Origin of the sequence: Winogradskya humida (assembly GCF_016862215.1) — a bacterium.
In the GTDB taxonomy this organism is placed as follows: domain Bacteria; phylum Actinomycetota; class Actinomycetes; order Mycobacteriales; family Micromonosporaceae; genus Actinoplanes; species Actinoplanes humidus.
Map to the genome: position 1 here is coordinate 215,922 of NZ_BOMN01000001.1, position 21,914 is coordinate 237,835.

Sequence of the window (21,914 nt, forward strand, 5' to 3'; positions counted from 1 at the left end):
CTAAGGTGCGTCCGATGATCAGTGATCCCTTGGTACGCGGCTTGGCGAGGAACCCCGCGACGCCGGCGGATGTGCTGCTCGATCTGCTCGCGTCAGCAGAGTCGCCGTTCTGCCGAGGGCTGACAGATCGCCGTGATCTGCCGGAATCGGTGCAGGAAGCGATGGTGCGGCATCCGTCGCGCGAGGTCCGCGGCACGCTGGCCGAGCATGCCCGGACCCTGCCGGAGCTCCGCAGCCGGTTGCTGGCAGACCCCGAATGGCGCGTGCGACTGCGTGCCTTGAGCAACCACCTCACCGACGATCACCTGCGCTCACTGCTGGTGAGCGTCGAGGACGACCCCGACGCGCCGTTGTCCCCCTGGGAGCTTTTCGATGAGCTGTGGGTGGCCATGGAGTACGACCGGCGCCTCCACCGCTCGGCGGGTGCACACCCCGATCCACGGGTACGCCTGCACCCGGCGCGGTTCCCCCAACTGCTCGACGGAGCCACCCGGGCCGCGCTGCTGGCCGACCCCGAGCCGCAGGTCAGGGAGACCATCGCCGCGGCCATCTCCGAGAACGAGCGGGTCATGCAGCCCGACGACCTGCCGAAGACGCACATCCACGCGTTCTGGGCCGTGCTGCAACGACCGCTGTCCCGCGCGCTGGTCGACCAGGTGATGGCGAGCGGTGACGAAGCCGCGCTGCCTTTTGTCAGCGCGAACCCGAGCACCCCACCGGACGTCATCCAGGCTCTGCTGCATCATCCCAGCCCTGTCGTACGCGCCCGGCTCGCCGACCGCGCCGACCTGAGCCCCGAGCAGCTGGAATCCCTGGCCACCGACCCCGATATCGGGGTGCGCACGGCTGTCTCGGTCCACCCCGGTCTCACTGAGCAGCAGCGGGCGGGCATCACCATTGCCGTCAGCGACAGCCAGTATTCCTACTCCAGGCACATGCCGGGGCCGCTCGGCGAGGCGATGCGCTGGGCGCATTCGGTCAACCCGTTGCTACGCCGCCGAGCGGCCCGTCACCCCGGACTGCCCGGGGATCTGGTCAGTCTGCTGGCCGATGATGACGATCGGGGCGTACGCGTGTTGCTCGCCCTGCACCATCCTGATGCCCCACCTAGGTTGCTCCTGCGCGCCTTCCTGGAGGACCAGGGGCGTGACCGGGAGCGGCTCCCGTCGCTTGCTCACTTCCCGACAGCGGGACTGGCCGCATTCGCCGATCACAACGATCCGTCGGTACGCCGGTTGGTCGCGCTCGACCCGGATGCCGACCCGGAGCTCGTGGATCGGCTGACCACCGACCCGGACCTGGGCGTGCGGCTGGCGATGGCGTCGTGTGCGCGCTTGCCCGTCGCCCGGATCGTCGCGTTGCTCGACGACCCCGAGCTGGCGGAACACGCGGCCGCCAACCCTGCGCTGCCGGTCGAGCGGATGCGTCAGGCTCTGAAGTAGTCGCGGAGGTGGGCGATGTGCTCGTCGCGTACCCGGAAGATGTGGATTATTGACATTGTCGGGCCTGTTTCGAGCGTCGCGTCGATCTCGACGATGAAGACTGCCGGGTCAGCGGTCTCGTGCAGCACGAAACCGGAAGGCGCGGGATCGGCCTTGCCCTCGTAGGCCGGGTCGCGATGCATGGCACCGATGCCGTCACGGATCGCGTTGCGGCCTTCGAGCCGGAAGCCACCCGGTGCGAGCGGCGCCTCGTAGACGCCGTCCTCGGTGAACAGGGCCGCCACCGCGTCGGCGTTGCGGGTGATCGCGCCGGCGTACAGATAGCGTTTGAAGAGGTCCTCGTGCGAAAGGGTCACTCATTCCATTCTGAACCCTTCACGCCATGACCGGTAGGCCGGGGCGAAACCCGCGTGGCGGGCGCGAGCGTTCGAGACCGGGCGCCCGATGTCCCCGCCCACCGCGGGCGCGGCAGCATTTTTCGAGGCGCCGACGGCATCGGCGAAGACCGGCACCCACTGATCGCCCGCGGCGGGTTCGTCGTCGACGATGTTCCAGATTCCCCGCGGCCAGGTCAGCGCCTGAGAAGCGGCACGGGCGGCGTCATCGACGTGGACGAACGAGGTTACCGTCGCAGAGGTGGGCAGCGTTCCCGTCCGAGCCGCCCGCCCGAACCGGCCGTCGCGGGCGTACCAGGTCCCGGGGCCGTAGAGCTGGCCGTAGCGCAGGACCACTCCCTCGCGGCAGCCGAGCACGGCGGTCTCGAGAGCCCGAACGCCGGCGATGGTCGTACGTCGCGGTGCGGCGGAGTCGGTGTCGAGCGGGTCGTCCTCCACGGCCGGGGTCGTGCCCGGCCGGTAGACCCAGCTGATGCTCTGCGCCACCACGCGCCGGACCCCCGCCCGCTGTGCGGCGCCGACGAGGTGGCGGGTGCCGACGCGGCGCAGGTGGGCGTTGCTGGCGGGGTCCCCGCCGGTCAGGTCGGTGAGCTGATGTATGACGGCGTCGGGTCTCACCTGCTCGAACGCTACCTGCACCGCGTCCCGGTCGAAGACGTCCAGGGGTACGGCTCGTGCGCCCAGCTCCCGCAGCAGTTCGATCTTTGCCGCGGAGCGGGTGGTGGCGCTGACGTCGTGGCCATCGGCCACCAGCATGGGGATGAGGGCCCGTCCGACAACACCGGAACCCCCGGCCAGGAACACGCGCATAACCGTTGACAGTAGGAACCATCTGGACTGGCCGACAGGTCCACGGAACGTCCAATATTGTGGTCCAGTGGAGTGGCTCAGCCTGGACCCGTCCCTGTCGAAGGTCCGCGGGGTCGAGTCCGCCGTCCGCACGGCGATCGCCACCGGGGTCCTGCCGGTGGGCCAGCGACTGCCTTCCACCCGCGACCTCGCTGCGGAGCTGGGCATCTCCCGGACCACGGTGGTCGCCGCCCTCGACGACCTCGTCGCCGAAGGCGTCCTCACCGCGAGGAACCGCAGCGGCATCCACGTCGCCCGGGACACTTCGCCCACGGCCGCCACTGCTCCTGCGGCCGTTGAAGCGCAGGCCCCGCGTTTCGACCTGCGCCCGGGGCAACCCGAACTCGGATCGTTCCCGGCCGCCCGCTGGTTGAGTGCGCTACGACGAGCAAGCACCGCGGTGCCCCCTTCTGCCGGCAGTGGTGGAGCTGTGGCAGCGCCTGGGGCACACGGTCCTGGACCTGCCCGTCGACGCCGACGGTGCCCGGGTCGAGGACCTGGGCGGCGGCGTCGACGTTGTGTCGCTGACCCCAGCTCATCAGTTCCCGCTCGGTGGTGCGCTCAGCCCGCGACGGCGTGGCCTGGTCTGCGACTGGGCTGCCAGAACCGGCGGGTACATCGTCGAGGACGACTACGACGGGGAGTTCCGCTTCGACCGCCGTCCCGTGGCCGCCCTGCAACGCTCCGCACCCGACCGTGTCATCTACGCGGGCAGCGTCAGCAAGACCCTGTCACCTGACCTGCGCATCGGCTGGCTCGTCCTGCCCGACGAGCTGGTGGCCCCCACCGCCCACGCGGTCGCCACCCTCACCGGCGGGGTTCCGCTGCTGAACCAGCTCGCCCTGGCCGACTTCATCGCTTCTGGCGACTACGAACGGCATGTGCGGGCCCAACGCCGTGAGTACGCACGCCGGCGGCTTCTGCTCCGGAACGCTCTGCACGCCCACGGCCTGACCGTCCCCGGAATCCCCGCCGGCCTGCACGCCGTCATCGAACCGGCCGCCACCGTTGCGCCGTCCGGCACCCGCGTGGCCGTCCACACCCTCGGGCGCTACAGCCGCACGCACCCCGTGCCCGATGCCCTCGTCGTCGGCTTCGCCACCCCCGCCCGCAAGGACGTCGACGCGGCCGTCGCGGCCCTGATGAGTACCCTCGCGCCGCCCTCCTGACAGGCATCACCGCAAACACGGTGAACGTCAGGGGTCACAGCACTACCGTCGGTGGGGTGGGCGAGTTCGTGCACGCGACTGCGCTGCCTGCCATGGACCCGGATCTGATCGCGCGGGCGATCGTACGGTTCGCGGCGGGCTATGACGTGGCCGCTGAGGTGACGACGGCCGGGGCCACGGTGGGCCGGGACGCGGCCATCATCGTGCCGCCCAAGGACGGGTGGGTGGTGGTGGACTGGCCACGATTCGCCACGTACGCCGACCGCGCCGGCGGGCGCCTCTCCGCCGAGTTCGGCGTGGTCGCCAGCTCGATCGACATCTACGACTCGGACCTGTGGTGCCACATCGCGTACGACGCGGGCTGCCCGGTCGACCATTTCGCCTCCGACCCGCGCGAGGTGGTCGCCGACCCGGCCCAGCTCCCCGAGGCCAAACGGCGCTGGCAGGGCGACGCGGACGTTCTCGGCGACCTCTTCAACCGGCCGCCCGCCACGATCGCGCCGTACTTCGTCAATCCCTACACCTTCACCTTCCGTCTCTTCCGGCGCTTCCTGGCACCGCACGACGGGAAGGCGTTCCCCGACGACCATTCGCTGCTCGAGGACACCTGGGTGGTCACCGACTTCTGGCGCCGCCTCGGCATCCCCTACCCGGACGCGCCCGCGGAGGACTGGCCCAGCTACCCGGCCGTCGTCTTCTCCGGCACGTTCCCGCCCGAGGCCAGCCACGACTGAGGTCCCGCTCTCCAGGGACGCGCATGGGCGCTATTTGGCGTCGGTGTAGCACTCGGCGATGGCGACTTCGAGGGGGAAGCGGACTGCTGTGTTGCCGAAGAGGAGCTCGCCGGCCCGGACAGCGGAGCGGCGGACCGCCTCGGCGACCTGTTCCGCCTCTTCCTTCGGGCAGTGCACGCCCACCTCGTCGTGGACGAAAATGACGATCTCGGCCTGCAGGCCCTCGAGCGCCGTACGCAGGGTCGCCAGCAGCACCAGCGCCCATTCCGCCGCCGTCGCCTGGATCACGAAGTTTCGGGTGAACCGGCCCCGGGCCCGGCCGGACGCGCCGCCCTGGGGGACCTCGGCGGAGCCCGACTCCTCCGGCGGGTCGAGTCCGGCGTCGCGCCACGCGGTTGAGGACGGCGGGCAGGTGCGGCCGAGCCAGGAGCGGACCAGTCCCCCGGCCTCGCCCGTACGGGCGGCTGCCTCGACGTACTCGAAGGCTGTCGGGTAGTGCTTGCGGAGCACGGCGAGGGCCGGGATGGCGGCGCCGCCGGTCTGGCCGTACATGGCGCCGAGCAGGGCGACCTTGGCCTTGGGGCGATCGCCCGCGAACGAGTCGGCGGCCAGGGCGGCGTAGAGGTCGTCGGCCACGCCCGCGGCGGCCAGCCGGTCGTCGCCGGAGACCGCCGCCAGCACGCGCGGCTCCAGTTGGCCCGCGTCGGCGATCACGAACGTCCAGCCCGGGTCGGCGATCACCGCGCCGCGGACCACCTTGGGAACCTGCAGGGCACCGCCACCCCGCGCTGCCCAGCGGCCCGAGACCACGCCGCCGGGGACGTACTCGGGGCGGAACCGGCCCTCGCTCACCCAGGAGTCGAGCCAGGTCCAGCCGTGGGCCGTCCAGATGCGGTAGAGCTCCTTGTATTCGAGCAGGGGCTGGACCGCGGGATGCTCGACCTGGCGCAGCACCCAGGCACGCGTGTTGGGGACCTCGATGCCGGCGCGGGCGAAAGCCTTGAGCACCTCGGCCGGGGAGTCCAGATGCAGGCCGCGGGTGCCGAACGCCGCGTTGACCTCGGCGGTCAGCTCGGACAGACGCCGGGGCGGCCCGACCGGCTGCGGCGGGCCCAGCAGCTCCCGCAGGATCTGGTCGTGCACGTCAGCCCGCCACGGCATACCGGTGTGAGTCATCTCTGCACCGACCAGCGCCCCGGCCGACTCCGCCGCCACCAGCAGCGCAAACCCACCCGGCCGCCCGACAGCAACGCCACGCCCAGGGTCGCCGGCATGGGATGCGCCACCGGCTCGCCCCGGGGGAACGCCGACATCCCGCCTGCCGGCAGCAACAGAGCCGTCGGCCCGCCCGGCGAAGGACGCACGGTCAGAGGCGGCACGGTCGGAGGCGGCACGGTCAGAGGCGGCACGGTCAGAGGCGGCACGGTCGGAGGCCGCGGGGTCAGAGCCAGCACGATCGGGGGCCGCGGCGGCGAGGCGGCCGGGGCGGTCGATGGTGGTGATGCGGTGGTGCTGGTCGGCGTAGACGCGGGTGAGGGCGTCGAGGGCTACGAAGCCGGGGGTGGAGGAGGAGACGCCGGCGACGGCTAGGACCGCGGTGTGGGGGGAGGTGGGGATGCCGTGGGAGGGGCCGAAGAGGGTGTCTTGTTGCTGGCCGGGGGGTTCGGGGATGCGGGCCGGGGGGTCGGGTGGGACCGGGACGCCGGTGAGGCGGGCGAGGGCGGCGGCCAGGGAGCGGGGTTCGCCCCAGTGGCCGGCGTGGCCGCTCAGGAGGGCTTCGGTGAGCTCGATGTCGTGGCAGCGGGCTACTCGGACGCCGGCGCGGAGCAGGGCGGGGTAGGCGTCGGTGGTGGAGGCCCAGAGCCAGCGGGGGTGGTCGGTGGCCTCGCGGGCGGTGATCTCGGCGGGGAGGTCGGCCACCGGGGTCGGCGGCTCGGCCGGGGTGCCGTCCGGGTGGACGGCCTGGAGCCAGCCGGGGCCCCGCCAGCTGCCGTCCTCGGACACCACAGCGATCAGCACGACGACCCCCCAGGGGTCAGCACGACGGTCAGCACCGCGACCCCACAACGGTCAGCATGGCGAAAGCACCGCCGGGATCGGGCACGACGACGGGCCCACCCGGGGGCAGGCACGGAGAAGGCACCACGATCAGCACAACCTCATTGTGGCCCTGGGGTGTGACAAAAAAGCGGCGGTACCGACCCCCGTGGATCGGTACCGCCGCCGGAAGAACCTGGTGAAGCGTTACTTCGCGGCGCCGGCGGTGAGGCCGGACTGGATCTGCCGCTGGAAGAAGGCGTACACGATGATCATGGGCACGATCGAGAGCGTGAGCGCTGCGAACAGGGCGGCCCAGTTGGCCTGGTAGCCCGCCGAGACCGAGATGTTGGCGATGCCCTGGGTGAGGACCCATTTGTTCTCGGCGCCCTGGCCCTGCATGATCGCGACCGGGAGCAGGTACTGGTTCCACTGGCCGACGATGTTGAAGATCGTGATGCTGACCAGGCCGGACTTGGCCATCGGCAGCATGACCTGGAAGAACAGCCTCGTGTGCGAGGCGCCGTCGACGATCGCCGCTTCCGCTACGTGGTTCGGCAGCGTTTTGAAGAACGCTGTCATGAAGAACACCGTGAACGGCAGGGAGTAGGCGATGTAGACCAGGATCAGGCCGGTGTAGGTGTTGAGCAGGCCCAGGTTCTGCAGGATGAGGAAGAGCGGGACCAGGGCGAGGAACACCGGGAAGGCCAGGCCGGAGACGAACAGGTAGTAGATGAAGCGGTTGCCGACGAACTTGTAGCGGGCCAGGACGTAGGCCGCCATGGAGCCGAAGATCATCGTGCCGGTGGTGCTCAGCGCCACCACGAAGATGGAGTTGAGGAAGTAGCGGCCGACGTGGGCCTCGGTCCAGGCGCTCTTGTAGGACTCGAAGGAGAGCGCGCTGGGCAGGCTGAACGGGGCGTGGGTGAAGATCTCGGTGTTGCTCTTGAAACTTGCCAGGATCACCCAGATGAGCGGGGCGATGACCAGCAGGCCCCAGATCGCCAGGGCGATGTGGGCGAAGCCGCTGAAGAGCTTGATCTCCTTCTTGCCCGCGGGCGTGCCGGCGGACTTGCGGGCGCCGGGGTAGTCCACGGTGCCCGGCGGTGTGGCGGAGACATCGGTACGCAGGTTGGTCATCTCAGGCTCCGTCTCAGAGCTCGACGGTGTCGCGCCGGGTGACCCGCAGGGTCAGCGCGGCGAACGTGAGGGTCAGGAAGAACAGCACGACGCCCATCGCCGAGGCGTAGCCGAACTGTGCGTAGTCGAACGCGTTGCGGTAGATCTCGAGGCCGAGCACGGTGGTCGCGCCGTCCGGGCCGCCGCGGTCGACGGACATGACGTTCACCAGGGCGAACGCGTCGAAGGCTGCGATGCCGAGGTAGACCCAGGCGACCTGGAGCGTGCTCCAGAGCAGCGGCAGCGTGATCTTGAAGAACAGGGTGCTGCGGGTGGCGCCGTCCAGCGCCGCCGCCTCGTAGATCTCCGTGGGGATCGAGCCCATGCCGGCTGAGAAGAGCACCACGTAGAAGCCGACGCCCTGCCACACCAGCACCGCGAGGATGGACCACAGGGCGAGGTGCGAGTCGGCCAGGAACAGCACCGGGCCGGCGCCGAACTGCTGGAGCAGGCCGTTGATCAGGCCGCTCTCGTCCGGGGAGTAGACCCGGGAGAAGATGACCGCCACCAGCGCGAGGGCGAGCAGCTGCGGGAAGAAGAAGATCACCCGGTAGAACTTCGAGCCCCGGACACCCTGGGTACGCCCACCCTTCGATCCTCCGCCGACGTTCAGCAGGAAGGCGAAGAACAGGGCCAGGATGATCGTCAGCAGCGGCAGGAAGATCAGCAGCAGCACGTGGTGCTGGATCGCCTTCCAGAACGTGCTGTCGTGGAAGAGCTTGGTGAAGTTGTCGAAGCCGATGTAATCCACGTTGGGCGAGAAGCCCCGCCAGTTCGTGAACGACAGCTGGAAAGCCTGTACGTATGCCGCAATCACGAACGTGCCGTAGATCGCCACCGGCACGATCAGGAAGCCGATGATGAACGGGTACCTGCCGTGCTTCATGGTGCTATAGCTCCGTTCGTGATTGCGGCTACGTAGTCAGCCATGGGACAGGATTAGCGGGAGAACTTCTCGATGGAGGAGTCGGCCTTGACCGCGTCCGCCGCCTTCTGCATCCGCGTGACGAACTTGTCAGCGGTGCCGCCCTGGAACATCAGTTCGTTGGTGGCGGCGCGCAGCTCGTCGTCAAGCTTCTTGTACCAGGTGTCGAAGCGGAAGCTGAACGTGTCAGCACCCGCCGCGACCAGGGCCTTGTTGCCGGAGGTGAGCCCGGGGCTGATCTCCATGCCGTCGGTGGCACCCGAGACGACGGTCAGCGTCTTGGTGAGCTGGGTGAAGCCCACGGCGCCGGCCTTGGAGAGCATGTGGCGCATGAACTCCATGCCGCCCTTGGGGTTCTTGCCCTTGCTGGCGACGAAGTACTGCTCGCCGGCGGCCGCGTAGAGCGCGGTGGCGGGGAGCTTGTCGGCCGTGGTCACGCTGGGGAGCGGCGCGAGCTGGTAGTCGAAGCCGGCCGGGGTGTCCTTGGCCTGCTCGTTCTCCAGCCAGGAGCCCGACGGGTAGAAGCCGACCTTGTACTGGTCCTGCTTCAGCTGAACCTCGGTGTGCTTGAGGCCCAGGAACGACTTGTCGGAGTACTTGGCGCCGACCTCGGCCCACGCGGCGGCGGCCTGCTTGACGGCGTCGTTGTTCCAGGCGTTCGGCTCGAGGTTGTCGATGTTCTTCAGGATGTCGGCGCCACCGATCTTCGCGGCGCTGGCGAGGATCACCGTGTACTGGTAGTACGGCGCGTTCGCTCCGGCGTACCCGTAGGGGGTGATGCCCTTGGCCTTCATCGCGTCGAGCAGCGTGAGGAAGTCGGCCCAGGTGGTGGGGGCGGTCCAGCCGTTGTCCTTGAACAGCTTGCCCGAGTACCAGAGGCCGAAGACCGTGAAGGCGTAGTTCAGGACGTACGGCTTGCCGTTGAACGTGCCCTGCTCCACGGTGCCGGGGATCAGGGTGTCCTTGACGGTCTTGCCGGTGATGTCGAGCGACGGGGCCGCGAACAGCTCGGTCAGGTCCTGGACCTGGCCGGCCTGGACGAGCGCGCCCTGGTCCATCAGCTTCGAGCCGGAGTTGTTGATCATGTCCGGCGGGTTGCCGCCGGTGAACCGCGGCTGGACGACGGTCGCGATCTCCTCGGTCTGGCTGAACGCGACCTTGGAGTTCGGGAAGAGCTTGTTGTACGACGGGATGTCGACGTCCGTCGCGTACTTGGTGCCGAGGCCACCGTTGAAGATCACGATCTCCAGCGGCTCGTCCTCCTTGACACCCAGCGGGTTCGTCGCGGAGACGGTGCCCGAGGGCTTGTCCGCGTTGTCGTCGCTGTCGTCGCCGCCACCGACGCAAGCGCTGAGCATGCTCACGGCCGGGGTGGCGAGCAGACCCACGGCGGCCGCACGACGCAGCAGCGTCCGGCGGTCGACCTCGGGCTTGAAGATGTCGGACATTCGCTTTCTCCTCAGATGTTGGTGCGTTGCCGGGCGCTGAGAGGTTTATGGGTGCGGTGCGATCAGAGGTTCATGGATGTCGTGCGGGGGTGCGTCATCAGATAGGTGCTGCTCCGTCCTTCGCGGCTTTGTGACCGTGGACGGCTTGTGCGGTTCGCTGGAACGCGGCATGCGAACGTTCGTGGGTCCGCTGCGCGACCGCGACGTAGAGCAGATCGAGGACGACCAGCTGCGGGTGCCGCGCGGAGAGCGCGTCCGGCCGGAACGTCGTGGCCTGGGTGGCGGTGAGCAGCACGATGTCGGCGAGCTCGGCCAGCGGGGACTGCGGGAAGCTGGTCAGCGCGATCGTGGTGGCGCCCCGGCTGCTCGCCTCGGCGACGAGCTCTATGGTCTCGCCGGTCTCGCCGCTGTGCGAGATGCCGAGTGCGACGTCGCCCTGGCGGGAGAGCGCGGCACTGGCCAGCCCGTTGTGCACGTCGGTCCAGGCCCAGGCGGGGACGCCGATGCGGTGCAGGCTGAACTGCATCTCCTCGCCGACCAGGGCGCTGCCGCTGGCCCCGAAGATGTTGACCCGCTGCGCGGTGGCGATCGCGGCGGCGGCCCGGTCGACCTCGCCGAGGTCGAGCAGCGAGGCGGTGTCGTGCATGGCCTGGGTGTCGGCGGCCATGATCTGCCCGAGCACCCGGTCGAGCGGGTCGCCGGGCTGGATCTCGCGGCCGATGTCGACGGTCCAGCCGGCCGAGCGGGCCCGGCCGGTCTCGGAGGCGATGCCCAGCCGCAGGTCGGCGTAGCCGTCGAAGCCCAGGGCCCGGCAGAAGCGGGTGACCGTGGCGGGTGAGGTGCCGCTGCGCTCGGCGAGCTCGACGATGGTGGCCCGCGAGGCTGCGGCCGGGTCGTCGAGGACCTGCTCGGCGACGCGCTGCAGGGCACCGGTGAATTCCGGCAGCAGGGTGCGGACCCGGACCAGGACCCCGTGGGAGGGATTCGCGCCCAGCAGGTCGCGGGCCGGCGAATCGACGACCGCTGTGCGAGCGGTGCCGTCCGCTTGTGGCTCGACCATGGGCCGTCCCCTCAGGTAGGAGTGTTAACTGTTGCGGTAAAAGTTCTTACCTGGACCCCCTTTCTGTCAAGACTGTGGATGAAGTTTTCAAACCGTTACCGGATTCATGACGGTGAAAGCGTGGGCCCCGAGGATGGTTTTACACGCATCAGTGGGGTACGTCCAGAGCAGCGCTTTTGACCGGATAAGTCCACGCAAAAGGGGTCATGGAGCCCATGCGGCGGCCTCGAAAGAGCGTTTACGCGCCCGGGAGGAAACCTGCCGTCAACAGAAGACGCAGAGCCGAAACAAGATCACGGTCCGGCAATAATTTCGCCCAGAACCGGTTAAGCGGTCTCCCGGATCGCCTGCGCGAACACCTCGGAGCGGTGTTCGAAGTTGCGGAACCGCCCGTAGCTCGGGGCCGCCGGCGACAACAGGACCACGCCGCCGCGGGGGGTCAGCTTGCGCGCCAGGGCCACGGCGGCGGGCAGGTCCTCGGCGGGCTCCGTGCGTACCCCTGGAAGGCCTGAAAGCTCTTCGAGGATGCGCGGGCCGCTGTCCGGAAGGCCGATCACGGTGATCTCCCGGCCCTGGAGGTGGTGCCGCAGCGGGGAGTAGTCCAGGCCGCGGTCGGTCCCGCCGACGAGCACGGTCAAGGCCCTCCCCTCGTACGCGTCGATCGCATGCATCGCCGAGTAAGGGCTCGTGGACAGCGTGTCATCGACGAACGTGATCCCGGACGGGTCCTCGATCTCCGCGAGCCGGTGCGGCAGCCCCTGGAACGACGCCACGGCGGCCCGCAGCTCTTCCTTGAGCCCGATCACGTCGATGCCCATGCCGTCGAGCACGGCCAGCGCGACACAGAGATTGCGCCCGTTGTGCTTGCCTCGCAGCGCCAGCGTGTCCCGCGGGAACAGGGCATCGTCGCTGCAGTACACGAGACCGTCGTCCTCGACCCGGAACCGCGAATCCCCCGAACCGGCCGGGATCGCGGGCCAGTTGTTCACATCGCGCATGTTCAGCGTCTCGGTGACCAGCCGCTCGTCGGCGCCGTTCACGATGATCAGTTCCGGCCCGTGCCCGAGCAGGTTGAGCTTGTCGCGGTAGTACTCCCGCTCGCCGCCGTGCGCGTCGAGGTGCTCCGGGAACAGCGACGTCACCACGGCCACCCGGGGCGAGTCGGTGAGGTCGCTGCACTGGTAGCTGCTGAGCTCGAGGACGTACTGATCAGCGGTGGGGAGATCGAGCAGCGGCACGCCGATGTTGCCGCCGAAGATGTTGGGCCGGCCCGCCGCCGCGAGCAGATGGCTGATCAGCGCGGCGGTGGTGCTCTTGCCCTTGCTGCCGGTCACGCCGATGGTCTTACGGGCATTATCGGCCATCCACAGCGCACTGCCGCCGGTGACAGTGACCCCACGCGAACGCAGCTCCGCCATCCACGGGTGGGTCTGCGGGATCCCGGGCGAGCGCACCACGACGTCCGCGGCGACCAGCGCGGGGAACGCGTGATCACCACCGGCCAGCGGGGCGAGCGCGGACAGCTCCCCCTCCCACGGCACGGACAGAAAATTGGCACTGTCATCGACGGCGAGCAGGCGCGACGGCCCGTGCGCGGCAATCGCGGTCACGGCGGCACGGCCCTCACGGCCGGTCCCCCAGACGGCTACGGAACGTCCGCGCAGGTCTGCCAGGCGCACAGGAATACTCCCTTTGTCGATTCGAACTAGTATTGCCCGTCGGTCAGATGACAGGAGTTTCGGGTGCAGTTCGACGTCATGCGTTTTCCCTCGTACGCGTACGACCCCGCTACCGGGGTTGCGACGTTCGATTACCTGCTCGACGGCGAGTCCCCGGAGTCCTTCACGGAGACGATCACGTTCCCCGCCGGTCCGGAACCCACGGACGCCTTCTACCGGGTGCTCGACCTGCTGCACGTCGTCGCCGGGGTCAGCTACTACAAGGTCGGCGCCCCCGCGCGCATCGAGGCGCCCAAGGCGGTGACTGCCGAGGCCCAGGCGCTTTTCAGCGCGCTCTACAGCAAAGGGCTCGGAGAGTACGCGTACGTGAACCAGCTGCCGTACGTGCTGGACATGACCGTGACCGTCCCCGGCCTGAGCGACCCGGCAGCCTTGATCGACAACGCCGAGGGGCGTCCCCTGTCGGCGGTGGGCGGCGGCAAGGACTCGATCGTCACGCTGGAGATCCTGCGCGCGGCCGGCCTCGACCCCGTGCCGTTCTCGGTGAACCCCAACCCGGTCATCGTCAACGTCAACGCCGCCTCGGGCATCCCCGCGCTGGCCGCCCGGCGCAAACTCGACCCGCACCTGTTCGAGCTGAACAAGGCCGGCGCCCGCAACGGCCACATCCCGGTCACCGCGATCAACTCGCTGATCGCGATCGCCACCGCCGTCCTGCACGGCCTCGGCCCGGTCGTGATGTCCAACGAGCGCTCCGCCTCCGACCCGAACCTGATCTGGAACGGTCACGAGATCAACCACCAGTGGTCCAAGGGGCTCGCGGCCGAGGGGCTGCTGCGCGACGCGGTCATCAGCTACGTCGGGCTGACCGAGCCGTACTTCTCGCTGCTGCGGTCGCTGTCGGAGCTGCACATCGCTCAGCTGTTCGCCCGCTTCGACGCGTACGACGACGTGGTCACCAGCTGCAACAAGGCGTTCAAGCTGCACGACCCGACGGCCCGCTGGTGCGGCGACTGCCCCAAGTGCCGGTTCGTCGCGCTGGCCATGGCCCCGGCGATGCCCCGCGAACGGCTCACGCGGATCTTCGGCACCGACCTGTTCGCCGATCCCGCGCAGGTCCCGGGTTATCTGGAACTGCTCGGCATCGACGCCCACAAGCCGTTCGAGTGCGTGGGCGAGGTCGAGGAGTCGCTGGTCGCGCTGACCATGCTCGCCGACGACCCGCAGTGGGCGGACGCTCCCGTCGTGACGGCGTTGCGCGCGGCGGTGCCGGCGGACGGGTGGGCCGCGGCGTCACGGGACGCTGTGCTCACTCCCGGGGGCGAGAATTTCGTGCCCCCGGCGTACGCGAAAGCCCTGGCACTGGTCCTGTAGGTCTTGCTCCGGGTCTTTATTCGGGGGAATCGTGGTGGATCTGGGCCGGGTCCACGCCGAGCTGGTGCAGCGCCGCGGTGGTGGCGGTCAGCATCAGCGGCGGCCCGGCCAGATACACCTCGTGCCCCGACCACTCGCCGTAGTAGGCGATCGCGTCGGTGACCAGCCCGGACGCGTACGGTCCGGCCTCGCCCTCGGAGACCACCGGGATGACGGTCGCCCGCTTCGCCGCCGCCGCGATCGCCGCGATCTCCTCGATGTCGTACAGCTCCGCCAGCGTCCGCACGCCCCAGAACAGCACCGCGGACCGCGGATCCCCGGTCACCGCCAGCTCGGTCAGCAACGCCTTCAACGGCGCCACCCCGGTATCCCCGCCGATCAACAGCAGATCCCGCCCGTTCCGTGGCACGCTCATCGACCCCTCGGCGCGCGCGATCCGCACCGTATCCCCCACGCGGGTCCGGTAGACCAGGCTGCCGCTCACCCCGTCCACCGTCTTCGCACGAACGTGCAGCTCCACCACGTTGTCCCGGCGCGGCGACCCGGCCAATGAATAAGGCCGCCAGACATCCGGAACCTCCGGCACCTCCACCCGCGCGTACTGCCCCGCCCGGTAGGGCATCGGAAGATAGGGCCGCAACCGGATCACCGCCAGGTCATGCCGCCGCAACTCATGCGACACCACCACCGCGGTCCAGATCATGGGCTCATACCGCGAAGCCGACATCCCATGAGCAACCCACTCGTACGCGTGCTGCCACGTCGACCGCCAAGCCTGATCAAAATCCTGCCGCAACCCGTTCCCGGCCATCCCCGCCCGCATAGCCTCAGCCAGCGCCGCCCCCGCCAACTGCAACTGCTGCGGCACAACCCCACTCTCCGCAAGCGCCATCCCCAGCCGCCCGAACCCGGCAACCAGCAACGGCGGCTGATCCACGTGATGCACCAGCCAGGTGAGCCCCTCGGCCAGCTGCTCCACCTGGGCAGCCGGCCCACCGGGCAACGTCGCAAACAGCGTCGGCTGAGCCTGCACAAGCGCCGCCCGCAATCGCCCGGCGACCTCGGCCGGCCCACCTGCGAGCGAAAGACTGTTCCCGAGCAGCCGTCTGATCTCGGTGAGTGCAGCGTCGTCGGCCGGGTTCATGCCGTCGGGGGGCAGCGCGGGGCGGCCCGGCGCAGGAGGCTTGATCCCCCACAACGCGCTCAGATCCGGCAGCCCCGCGATCGGGTCATCCATCCACGGCTGCCCCACCTGCCGCGGCCCCCCGATCGGCGGGATGCCCTCAACCGGCTGACTCGACGCCCGCGGCAACCCACCCTGATGCAGTCCACCCGCTTGCAGCCCGCCGGTCTGCAGCCCGCCGGGCCAGGGTCCCGCTCCCGGCGGGTAGGCAATGGTCGAGCCTTTCATCGGTACGCCGGGGAGCCCAGCGCCCGCTCCCCCGCCCCCGGGCACGGCGGGGAGGTTCGCCGCCCAGGGAGGCAGCCCCGGCCGCGATCCCGCCGGCAAACCTGCCGGGGCCGGCGCCCCTGGCAGCGCTGTCCCTGGCTGAGCTCCTGGGAGCGCCGCCGCCGCGCCCGGCCGAATTCCCGGCAGGCCGGTCCGCGGCGGGGTCCCTGGCAGCCCTGATCCCGGCGGGGTTCCCGGCAGACCCGCTCCGGGATGCGCTCCGGGCAATCCCGCTCCGGGCAATCCCGCTCCGGTTATACCTGCTCCGGGCTGGATCCCCGTCAGGCCTGTTCCTGGCTGAGCTCCTGGGAAGCCCGCGCCGGGCTGGGTACCTGCCAGGGCTGAACCTGGATGAGGGTTGGCACCCGGCAACGCAGCCCCGGGCGTGGCACCCGGCGACGCAGCCCCAGGCGTGACACCCGGCGGCGTGGTCCCAGGCGTGACACCCGGCGGCGTGGTCCCGGGCGTGGTGGTCCCGGTCGGACTGGGCATCGAGCCGGGGAGGCCGGGCATCGAGCCAGGCGCGCCAGTCGTTGAGCCGGGCAGGGTGGGCATCGAGCCGGGCGAGGTGGTGGCGCCGGAGCCGGGAGCAACCGGGTAGAGCGATCCGGGAAAGTTTCCGCTGGGATGGACACCGGGAACACCGTTACCCGCGCTGCCCGGTGGGGCGCTGCCGGGAAGGATCGTTCCGGGGACTGCTCCGGGGATGCCCGCTCCCGGGCTCCGCGTGCCGGTCGCCCCACCGCCGGGTGGTCCGCCACGTCCCGTTACACCGCTCGCGCCATCTCCCGGTGCGCCTCCACCGAGCGCGCCACCAGGGAAGCCTGCGCCTCCGGTATTGCCGCCACCCGCCATCCGGCCACCGGCCGTCCCGCCACCGGGAACCCCGCCGGCCGCCCCGCCCGAAGCGCCGCCTCCTCGGGTCCAGCCGTCTCCGACCGTGCTACCGCCGCCTGCGGTGCCCGAAGCCGGGCCGCCGGTGGAGCCGGGCGTTGCTCTCGTGTCGGGTGGGATCAGGTGGGGTGGTGGGTCCGTGATGGCGGGGCCGCTGCGCTGGAAGCGGGCGGGGACGCCGAAGTCGTCGGGCAGGAGGTCCATCAGGTGTCCGGGGTCGAAGTCCGCCACCGGTGGCTGTGGCCGCAGCACCGGGGTCTCCGCGCTCGGTGTGGCGGCCCGGGTGCCAGCTGGGCCGTCCACGATCGGCGTGCCACCGCCCGGCACCGCTCCCCCCGCGCCCGTCGACGACGAACCCGGTGAAGACGAAGGACCGGGTGAGGCAGGTGGGGGCTGGGAGGGTGGAGGCTGAGAGGGACGACCGCCGCCCGGAAGTGTGCCGAAGCGGGCAGTGGGGGCCGCCGGGGCGTTGGCGGACTCGTGAGCTTCGCGCGGGACGGCCGGTGGGGCGAAGTCGCGGAACGGGTGAGCGGCCGGAAGCGCCGGTGGCTCGGCCGAGGGGAGCTCGTGGTGTTCCGGCCAGCTCGGGTGGACCATCAGCTCGGGATGGAGCGCTTCGTGGGGGGCAGAATCCGGGAGCTCGGGGGTCTTCGGAAGCGCACCGCCGAGGGCGGCTGCGACGTCGGCGGCTCCGGCTGCCGCGGCGTCCGGGGCGGCCAGGCGCAGGCGCATGGCGCGGAGCAGCGCCAGCATGTGCGGGTCCGAGCCGGAACCGGACGACACGAGCGCACCCCCGAACGCGAATCGACACCAACAGGACAACCGTACTTGCCGAAGGCGACCCTTTGCCCCCAAGAGTTCCGTTCTGGCACGGAGATCAAAACTCCGGGCAGCGCTTGACCGACCTCAGGAGGCAGGGGCCCACCACGTCAGGTTGGCGGCAGCCCGCGCTGACGGTTCGATGGTTTCCCAGCCCTCGGCGATCAGGCCGTTGTCGATGCGCCAGATGTCGACGACGACGATCTCCGGTCCCGCGTCGGGGAGCTTGCGCCGGGAGTGCACCACGACGTGATCGTCGTCGGACAGCAGGTGGAGGATCTCGACCTGCATGCCGGCGATCGGGGTGAGCGCTGCGCGTACGTTGGCGAGCCATTGGGTTCTGGTCGAGGTGGTTGCGTCCGGGCGGTGGTGCAGGAAGTCGTCGCTGAGGAGGGCTGCGAGGGCGTCGACGTCGCCCGTCTCGATCAGGCCGGCCAGGGCTCGCTGGACGATGGTCTTGTTCTCGGTGGTCATGGGCGCCAGTGTTTCCAGCGCCGTTGCGGTTGTCGATGAAGTGGCATTTCATGGTGCTGATGCACACGGTCGGGGAAATGCTGCGGCAGTGGCGTCATCGGCGGGGGCTCAGTCAACTGGCCCTCGCTCTCGCGGCGGACGTCTCGGCCCGGCACGTCAGCCTGGTGGGTGTTGCGGGCGCACGAGCCGTACCCTGCGATTGTTTTTGATCGGCAGTGGAACATCGTGCTGGCCAATCGTGGTGTCGAGCCGTTCTTCGCGCTGGTGGAGCCCGACCTGCTGCGCCCGCCGGTCAACCTGCTGCGGCTGGGGCTGCATCCGCGAGGGTTCGCTCGCCTGATCGTGAACCTGGGCGATGTACGCGCGGTGTTCCGCAACCGGATCGCCCGTCAGCTCGCTGTCGCTCCCGACCCCGCGCTCGCCGCGATCTACGAGGAGTTGCTGGCTCCCGGGCCTGGCGAGCCGGCGGAGGAACGGGTCGGCGCTGACGTCGTACTCCCCATGATCATCCGGATGGACGGCCGTGAGTTGCGACTGTTCTCGACCATCACCACGTTCGGCACGCCGATGGACATCACGTTGGACGAGGTCGCGATCGAGTCGTACTACCCGGCGGATGCGCGGACCGCGGCCTTCTTCGAGGAGGCGGATTCTGGCAGTCGTGGGCAACGACGGGGTGGAAGCATGTGACCTGCCGCGGACCGGGCCGGGTGTCAGCGCCGCGGGGTCACCCCGACGTGGCCAGGGTGCAACGCACCTGCTGGCTCAGGTGCATCCGGCCATCGGTGCCGCGGGCCTGGTCGAGGTGCTTCCCGGCGACCGCCTTGACAGCTTCGTGGTCAGCCGCCGGAATGGCGTCCCACATCGCTCGCTGGCCGTGTGACCTGCTGAAGGCATACCACTCGTCGACGTCGGCGAAGGTCACCTCGATGCTGAAGAGGTGCGTCCGCACGCCGGTGTATCCCGCCGCTCCGACCAGTTCTTCGACACCCGCGTCCGTGCTGAACGGCCCAGCGGCACCCGTCGTCCTGGCGTCGAGCATTCCCGCGGGCAGATACGGCTGGAAAGTCGCGTCGACGGCATCCCACACCCGATCACGACCCGCGAACGTCGATATCGCGAGCCGACCGCCCGGCGTGACGAGCAGGCGCCGCCATGCGGTGAGGGCAGCCAGCGGATCCGGCAGAAAGAACACGACCAAAGACGACACCACAAGGTCGTACCCGGCCGTCGGCAACGATGGAGACGAGGCATCCATGACCCGAACCTCGACGTTCGACAGACCGAGACCGGCAACGTCGGCTCCGCACGCCTCGACCATTCTCGGCGACAGGTCGATCCCGGTGACGTGGCCGTCGCCGCCGACCGCCTCCGCCAGCGCGACGGTAGCGGCCCCCCGTCCACATCCGACGTCGAGGGCCCGCTCGCCCCTTCCGGGCACCGCGAGGCGCACCAACTCCTGCGCGATAGGCGTGAACCACGGTATCCCCACGCGGTCATAAACATCCGCGACCCGATCGAACACCGCCGCCACCCGCGCGCTCCGGGCTGCCCCTTCTGTCAACTCCATACCGTCATCCTCGACCGCCCGAGGGCCGGAAGCCAGAGCCTTTCCCGCAGGTCAGCCTTCCGACAATGCTGAACGGGTCAGGTACGACGAGGACCGTCAGAACCTGAGGGATGCTCGCGGGGGAAGGTGTCGTTCGCCAGCAACGCGTTGAGACGGCCGACCCGGATCGGTACGGGTTTGCGGCCTTTGCCGGTGGGGGCGTGCTCTTGGTGCGGCTGATGCGCAGGCATGTGACGCTGCGTTAGCGGAAGTCGGCGAGGCTCAGGACGAGGTGGAGGGTGAGGCGGTCGGGGCCGGTGTCGAGGTCGTAGCCGGTCAGGGCCGTGATGCGGCGGAGGCGGTGGTAGAGGGTTTGGCGGTGGATGGAGAGGGCTGCTGCCGTGCGCTGGGCGTTGCCGGCCAGGTCGAGGTAGGTGCGGGCGGTGCGGAGCAGGTCGGGGTCGCCGGTGAGAAGGGTGTGGGCGCGGGGGTCGGACAGGGCGGTGAGCAGGGTGTCCGGTTCGGCGAAGGAGAGCAGGCGCAGGACACCGAGATCTGACCATGACCGTACGGTGACCGCGCCCGCGCCGTCGTGGAGGGCGACCCGTAGTGCGGCGTCGACCTGGCGCCAGGCGGTGTGGCCGTCGGTGGCGGGGACCGGGCCGGAGATTCCCGCTGCTACGCCGCTGGTGTGCTCGGCGAGCAGGGAACGGGCCGCGCGGTCGGCGATTTCGGGTGCGGTGTCCGTTCCTGAGGAGAAGACCAGGGCGCCGCGCTGGCCGATGGGGGCGCTGAGGACGCCTCGGGGTAGGAGCCAGGTGTTGACCGGGCCGACCGGGCCGCCGTCGTGGCGGGCGAGGCCGACCACGGTGATGTCGCGGTGGGCGGGGATCAGACCGTCGCGCTGGAGTTCTTCGGCTGCTCGGGCTCGGGCGCCGGCGTCCGCGGAGAGCAGCTCGGGGACGGCCCAGGAGGTGCGGTCGCTGGCTCGGGCTCGGCGGGCCATCGACACCGCGAGCTGGTCGACGATGTCGGCGACAGCCCGGACGTCCGAGACGGGGACCTTGTCGTCAGGGTCAAGAAGCCACAGATAGCCGTACGCGACCCCGCGCCACCGCACCGGCACGCACCACCGGGCGAACAGGCCGGGCATGGCGTTGCCGGGGATGCGGAGCGGTTCCTCGGCGGCGGCGATGCCGAAGCTGGCGAAGAGGCGCTGGACGTCGGGGCTGGAGCGGCGGCGCATGATCGAGCGGCGGCGGACCTCGTCGACGGCGCCCTCGTGTCCCGAGGAGGCGACCAGGTGCAGCTCGCGGTCCTCGAGGGTGGTCGGGGCGCCGGTGCGGGCGGCGACGATGTCGACCAGTTCCTGGATCTGGATCGGGCTCGCGTCGCTCATCATCCAAATGTATGACAGAGGCCGGGCAGTGTCTTACTTCTGTATCTAGGGGCGGACGATCGGGCTCTCTAACGTCGCACTCAGGAGAGGCTGAGGCCCGAAGGAGGATGCCGTGTTCGGTCGAATGGTGCTGGCAGTCGCCGGCAACCCCGCGGTGCGTACGACGGTGACGGCGAGCCCGCTCAGCCGGCCCGTGGTGTCGCGGTTCATCGCCGGCGAGGACGTCGAATCGGTGCTGGCCTCGATCAAGGCGCTGCACGACGACGGTTTGCGGGTCACGCTCGATCATCTCGGTGAGGACATCACCGATCCGGCGCAGGCTCAGGTGACCGTCGGCGCTTACCGCGTACTGATCAATCGGCTGGCTGATGCCGGCCTGGCCGATGGCAACGAGATCTCCGTGAAGCTTTCCGCGCTGGGGCAGTCGCTGGGCGCCGAGGGGCCGGGGCGGGCGACCGAGGCCGTGTGGGACCTGGCCGCGCACGCCTACCGGCACGGCGTGGACGTCACGCTCGACATGGAGGACCACACCACCGTCGACGACACCCTCGAGACGCTGCGCACGCTGCGGGCCGACTTCCCGCGGGTCGGGTGCGTGCTGCAGGCGATGCTGCACCGCACCGAGGGCGATGTGCGGGAGCTGGCCGTCGACGGGTCGCGGATCCGGCTGGTCAAGGGTGCGTACGCCGAGCCTGCCAGCGTGGCGTATCAGGTGAAGGCCGACGTGGACCGCGCGTACGTGCGGAATTTGCGGATTCTCGCGGAGTCCCCGGCGTACCCGATGGTCGCGACCCACGACCCGCGGATCATCCGGATCGCCGAGCAGGTCCTGACGCCGGCGGGCTCGGAATCCGAATTTCAGATGTTGTACGGCATCCGCACCGGCGAGCAGCTGCGGCTGGCCGACGCCGGTCATACCGTACGGGTGTACGTCCCCTACGGCACCGACTGGTACGGCTACTTCTCCCGGCGGCTCGCCGAGCGCCCCGCCAACATGGGCTTCTTCCTCCGCTCTCTCGTCTCCGCCAGCTAAGGAAC

At 69.9% G+C, this 21,914-nt stretch carries 18 protein-coding genes and 1 pseudogene; 7 read left to right on the forward strand and 12 right to left on the reverse strand.

The genetic code is table 11. The annotated features are described in order from the left end of the window. The first annotated feature begins 14 nt into the window (after positions 1-14). On the forward strand, positions 15-1,442 hold the full coding sequence (locus Ahu01nite_RS01080; RefSeq protein WP_239158532.1) for a hypothetical protein: 1,428 nt from the start codon (positions 15-17) through the stop codon (positions 1,440-1,442). Here the strand turns inward: Ahu01nite_RS01080 and Ahu01nite_RS01085 are convergent. Together Ahu01nite_RS01085 and Ahu01nite_RS01090 are read right to left on the reverse strand one after the other, a co-directional pair. Then, complete coding sequence (locus tag Ahu01nite_RS01085) at positions 1,427-1,798, reverse strand: nuclear transport factor 2 family protein (protein WP_203834421.1); 372 nt, start codon at positions 1,796-1,798, stop codon at positions 1,427-1,429. The genes Ahu01nite_RS01080 and Ahu01nite_RS01085 overlap by 16 nt on opposite strands. Next, positions 1,799-2,647, reverse strand: coding sequence for an NAD-dependent epimerase/dehydratase family protein (locus Ahu01nite_RS01090; protein ID WP_203834422.1), 849 nt, complete (start codon positions 2,645-2,647; stop codon positions 1,799-1,801). It lies immediately after the preceding gene. Between Ahu01nite_RS01090 and Ahu01nite_RS51750 the strand changes: the two are divergent. From Ahu01nite_RS51750 to Ahu01nite_RS01105, 3 genes and pseudogenes are all read left to right on the forward strand, one after another. Then, positions 2,598-2,927: pseudogene (locus Ahu01nite_RS51750) on the forward strand (GntR family transcriptional regulator); the annotation flags it as partial. The gene Ahu01nite_RS01090 and the pseudogene Ahu01nite_RS51750 overlap by 50 nt on opposite strands. Positions 2,928-3,105: 178 nt before the next feature. Then, complete coding sequence (locus Ahu01nite_RS01100; RefSeq protein WP_239158533.1) at positions 3,106-3,855, forward strand: aminotransferase class I/II-fold pyridoxal phosphate-dependent enzyme; 750 nt, start codon at positions 3,106-3,108, stop codon at positions 3,853-3,855. Between the two features lie 56 nt (positions 3,856-3,911). Continuing rightward, positions 3,912-4,589: a hypothetical protein gene (locus Ahu01nite_RS01105; RefSeq protein ID WP_203834425.1), complete on the forward strand. Its 678-nt coding sequence runs from the start codon at positions 3,912-3,914 to the stop codon at positions 4,587-4,589. A gap of 30 nt (positions 4,590-4,619) precedes the next feature. On the opposite strand, the gene Ahu01nite_RS50090 is transcribed toward Ahu01nite_RS01105, so the two are convergent. The 6 genes from Ahu01nite_RS50090 to murD all read right to left on the reverse strand — a co-directional run bounded on the left by Ahu01nite_RS50090 (position 4,620) and on the right by murD (position 12,917). Next, on the reverse strand, positions 4,620-6,608 hold the full coding sequence (locus Ahu01nite_RS50090; protein WP_438874745.1) for a bifunctional 3'-5' exonuclease/DNA polymerase: 1,989 nt from the start codon (positions 6,606-6,608) through the stop codon (positions 4,620-4,622). Positions 6,609-6,833: 225 nt separating this feature from the next. Further along, positions 6,834-7,766, reverse strand: a complete 933-nt coding sequence (locus Ahu01nite_RS01115) for a carbohydrate ABC transporter permease (RefSeq protein ID WP_203834426.1) — start codon at positions 7,764-7,766, stop codon at positions 6,834-6,836. 13 nt (positions 7,767-7,779) lie between these two features. Further along, positions 7,780-8,691: a carbohydrate ABC transporter permease gene (locus tag Ahu01nite_RS01120; RefSeq protein ID WP_203834427.1), complete on the reverse strand. Its 912-nt coding sequence runs from the start codon at positions 8,689-8,691 to the stop codon at positions 7,780-7,782. A 53-nt stretch (positions 8,692-8,744) separates the two neighbouring features. Beyond that, positions 8,745-10,178 (reverse strand): N-acetylglucosamine/diacetylchitobiose ABC transporter substrate-binding protein, encoded by a 1,434-nt coding sequence (gene ngcE / locus Ahu01nite_RS01125; RefSeq protein ID WP_203834428.1) that lies wholly within the window; start codon positions 10,176-10,178, stop codon positions 8,745-8,747. Between the two features lie 97 nt (positions 10,179-10,275). Beyond that, positions 10,276-11,238, reverse strand: a complete 963-nt coding sequence (locus tag Ahu01nite_RS01130; protein ID WP_203834429.1) for a MurR/RpiR family transcriptional regulator — start codon at positions 11,236-11,238, stop codon at positions 10,276-10,278. 326 nt (positions 11,239-11,564) lie between these two features. Next, positions 11,565-12,917, reverse strand: a complete 1,353-nt coding sequence (gene murD, locus Ahu01nite_RS01135; protein ID WP_203834430.1) for a UDP-N-acetylmuramoyl-L-alanine--D-glutamate ligase — start codon at positions 12,915-12,917, stop codon at positions 11,565-11,567. A gap of 63 nt (positions 12,918-12,980) precedes the next feature. On the opposite strand from murD, the gene Ahu01nite_RS01140 reads away from it, so the two are divergent. Next, the gene (locus Ahu01nite_RS01140; protein ID WP_498370791.1) at positions 12,981-14,291 is read left to right on the forward strand and encodes a MurL-like N-terminal domain-containing; all 1,311 of its coding nucleotides are present in this window, start codon (positions 12,981-12,983) and stop codon (positions 14,289-14,291) included. 16 nt (positions 14,292-14,307) lie between these two features. Here Ahu01nite_RS01140 and Ahu01nite_RS01145 read toward each other — a convergent pair whose 3' ends face one another. Then, positions 14,308-15,528 carry an FAD-binding oxidoreductase gene (locus Ahu01nite_RS01145; RefSeq protein ID WP_239158534.1) on the reverse strand — a complete coding sequence of 407 codons (1,221 nt, stop codon included), beginning with the start codon at positions 15,526-15,528 and terminating at the stop codon, positions 14,308-14,310. 2,013 nt (positions 15,529-17,541) lie between these two features. Then, positions 17,542-17,928, reverse strand: coding sequence for a nuclear transport factor 2 family protein (locus Ahu01nite_RS01150; protein WP_239158535.1), 387 nt, complete (start codon positions 17,926-17,928; stop codon positions 17,542-17,544). 171 nt (positions 17,929-18,099) lie between these two features. On the opposite strand from Ahu01nite_RS01150, the gene Ahu01nite_RS01155 reads away from it, so the two are divergent. Then, positions 18,100-18,618 carry an MmyB family transcriptional regulator gene (locus Ahu01nite_RS01155; protein ID WP_438874746.1) on the forward strand — a complete coding sequence of 173 codons (519 nt, stop codon included), beginning with the start codon at positions 18,100-18,102 and terminating at the stop codon, positions 18,616-18,618. A 37-nt stretch (positions 18,619-18,655) separates the two neighbouring features. Here Ahu01nite_RS01155 and Ahu01nite_RS01160 read toward each other — a convergent pair whose 3' ends face one another. Both Ahu01nite_RS01160 and Ahu01nite_RS01165 read right to left on the reverse strand, forming a co-directional pair. Further along, on the reverse strand, positions 18,656-19,498 hold the full coding sequence (locus tag Ahu01nite_RS01160; RefSeq protein ID WP_203834431.1) for a class I SAM-dependent methyltransferase: 843 nt from the start codon (positions 19,496-19,498) through the stop codon (positions 18,656-18,658). Between the two features lie 241 nt (positions 19,499-19,739). Further along, on the reverse strand, positions 19,740-20,876 hold the full coding sequence (locus Ahu01nite_RS01165; protein WP_239158536.1) for a PucR family transcriptional regulator: 1,137 nt from the start codon (positions 20,874-20,876) through the stop codon (positions 19,740-19,742). Between the two features lie 112 nt (positions 20,877-20,988). Between Ahu01nite_RS01165 and Ahu01nite_RS01170 the strand changes: the two genes are divergently transcribed. Then, positions 20,989-21,909, forward strand: coding sequence for a proline dehydrogenase family protein (locus Ahu01nite_RS01170; RefSeq protein WP_203834433.1), 921 nt, complete (start codon positions 20,989-20,991; stop codon positions 21,907-21,909). The last annotated feature ends 5 nt before the right edge of the window (positions 21,910-21,914 follow it).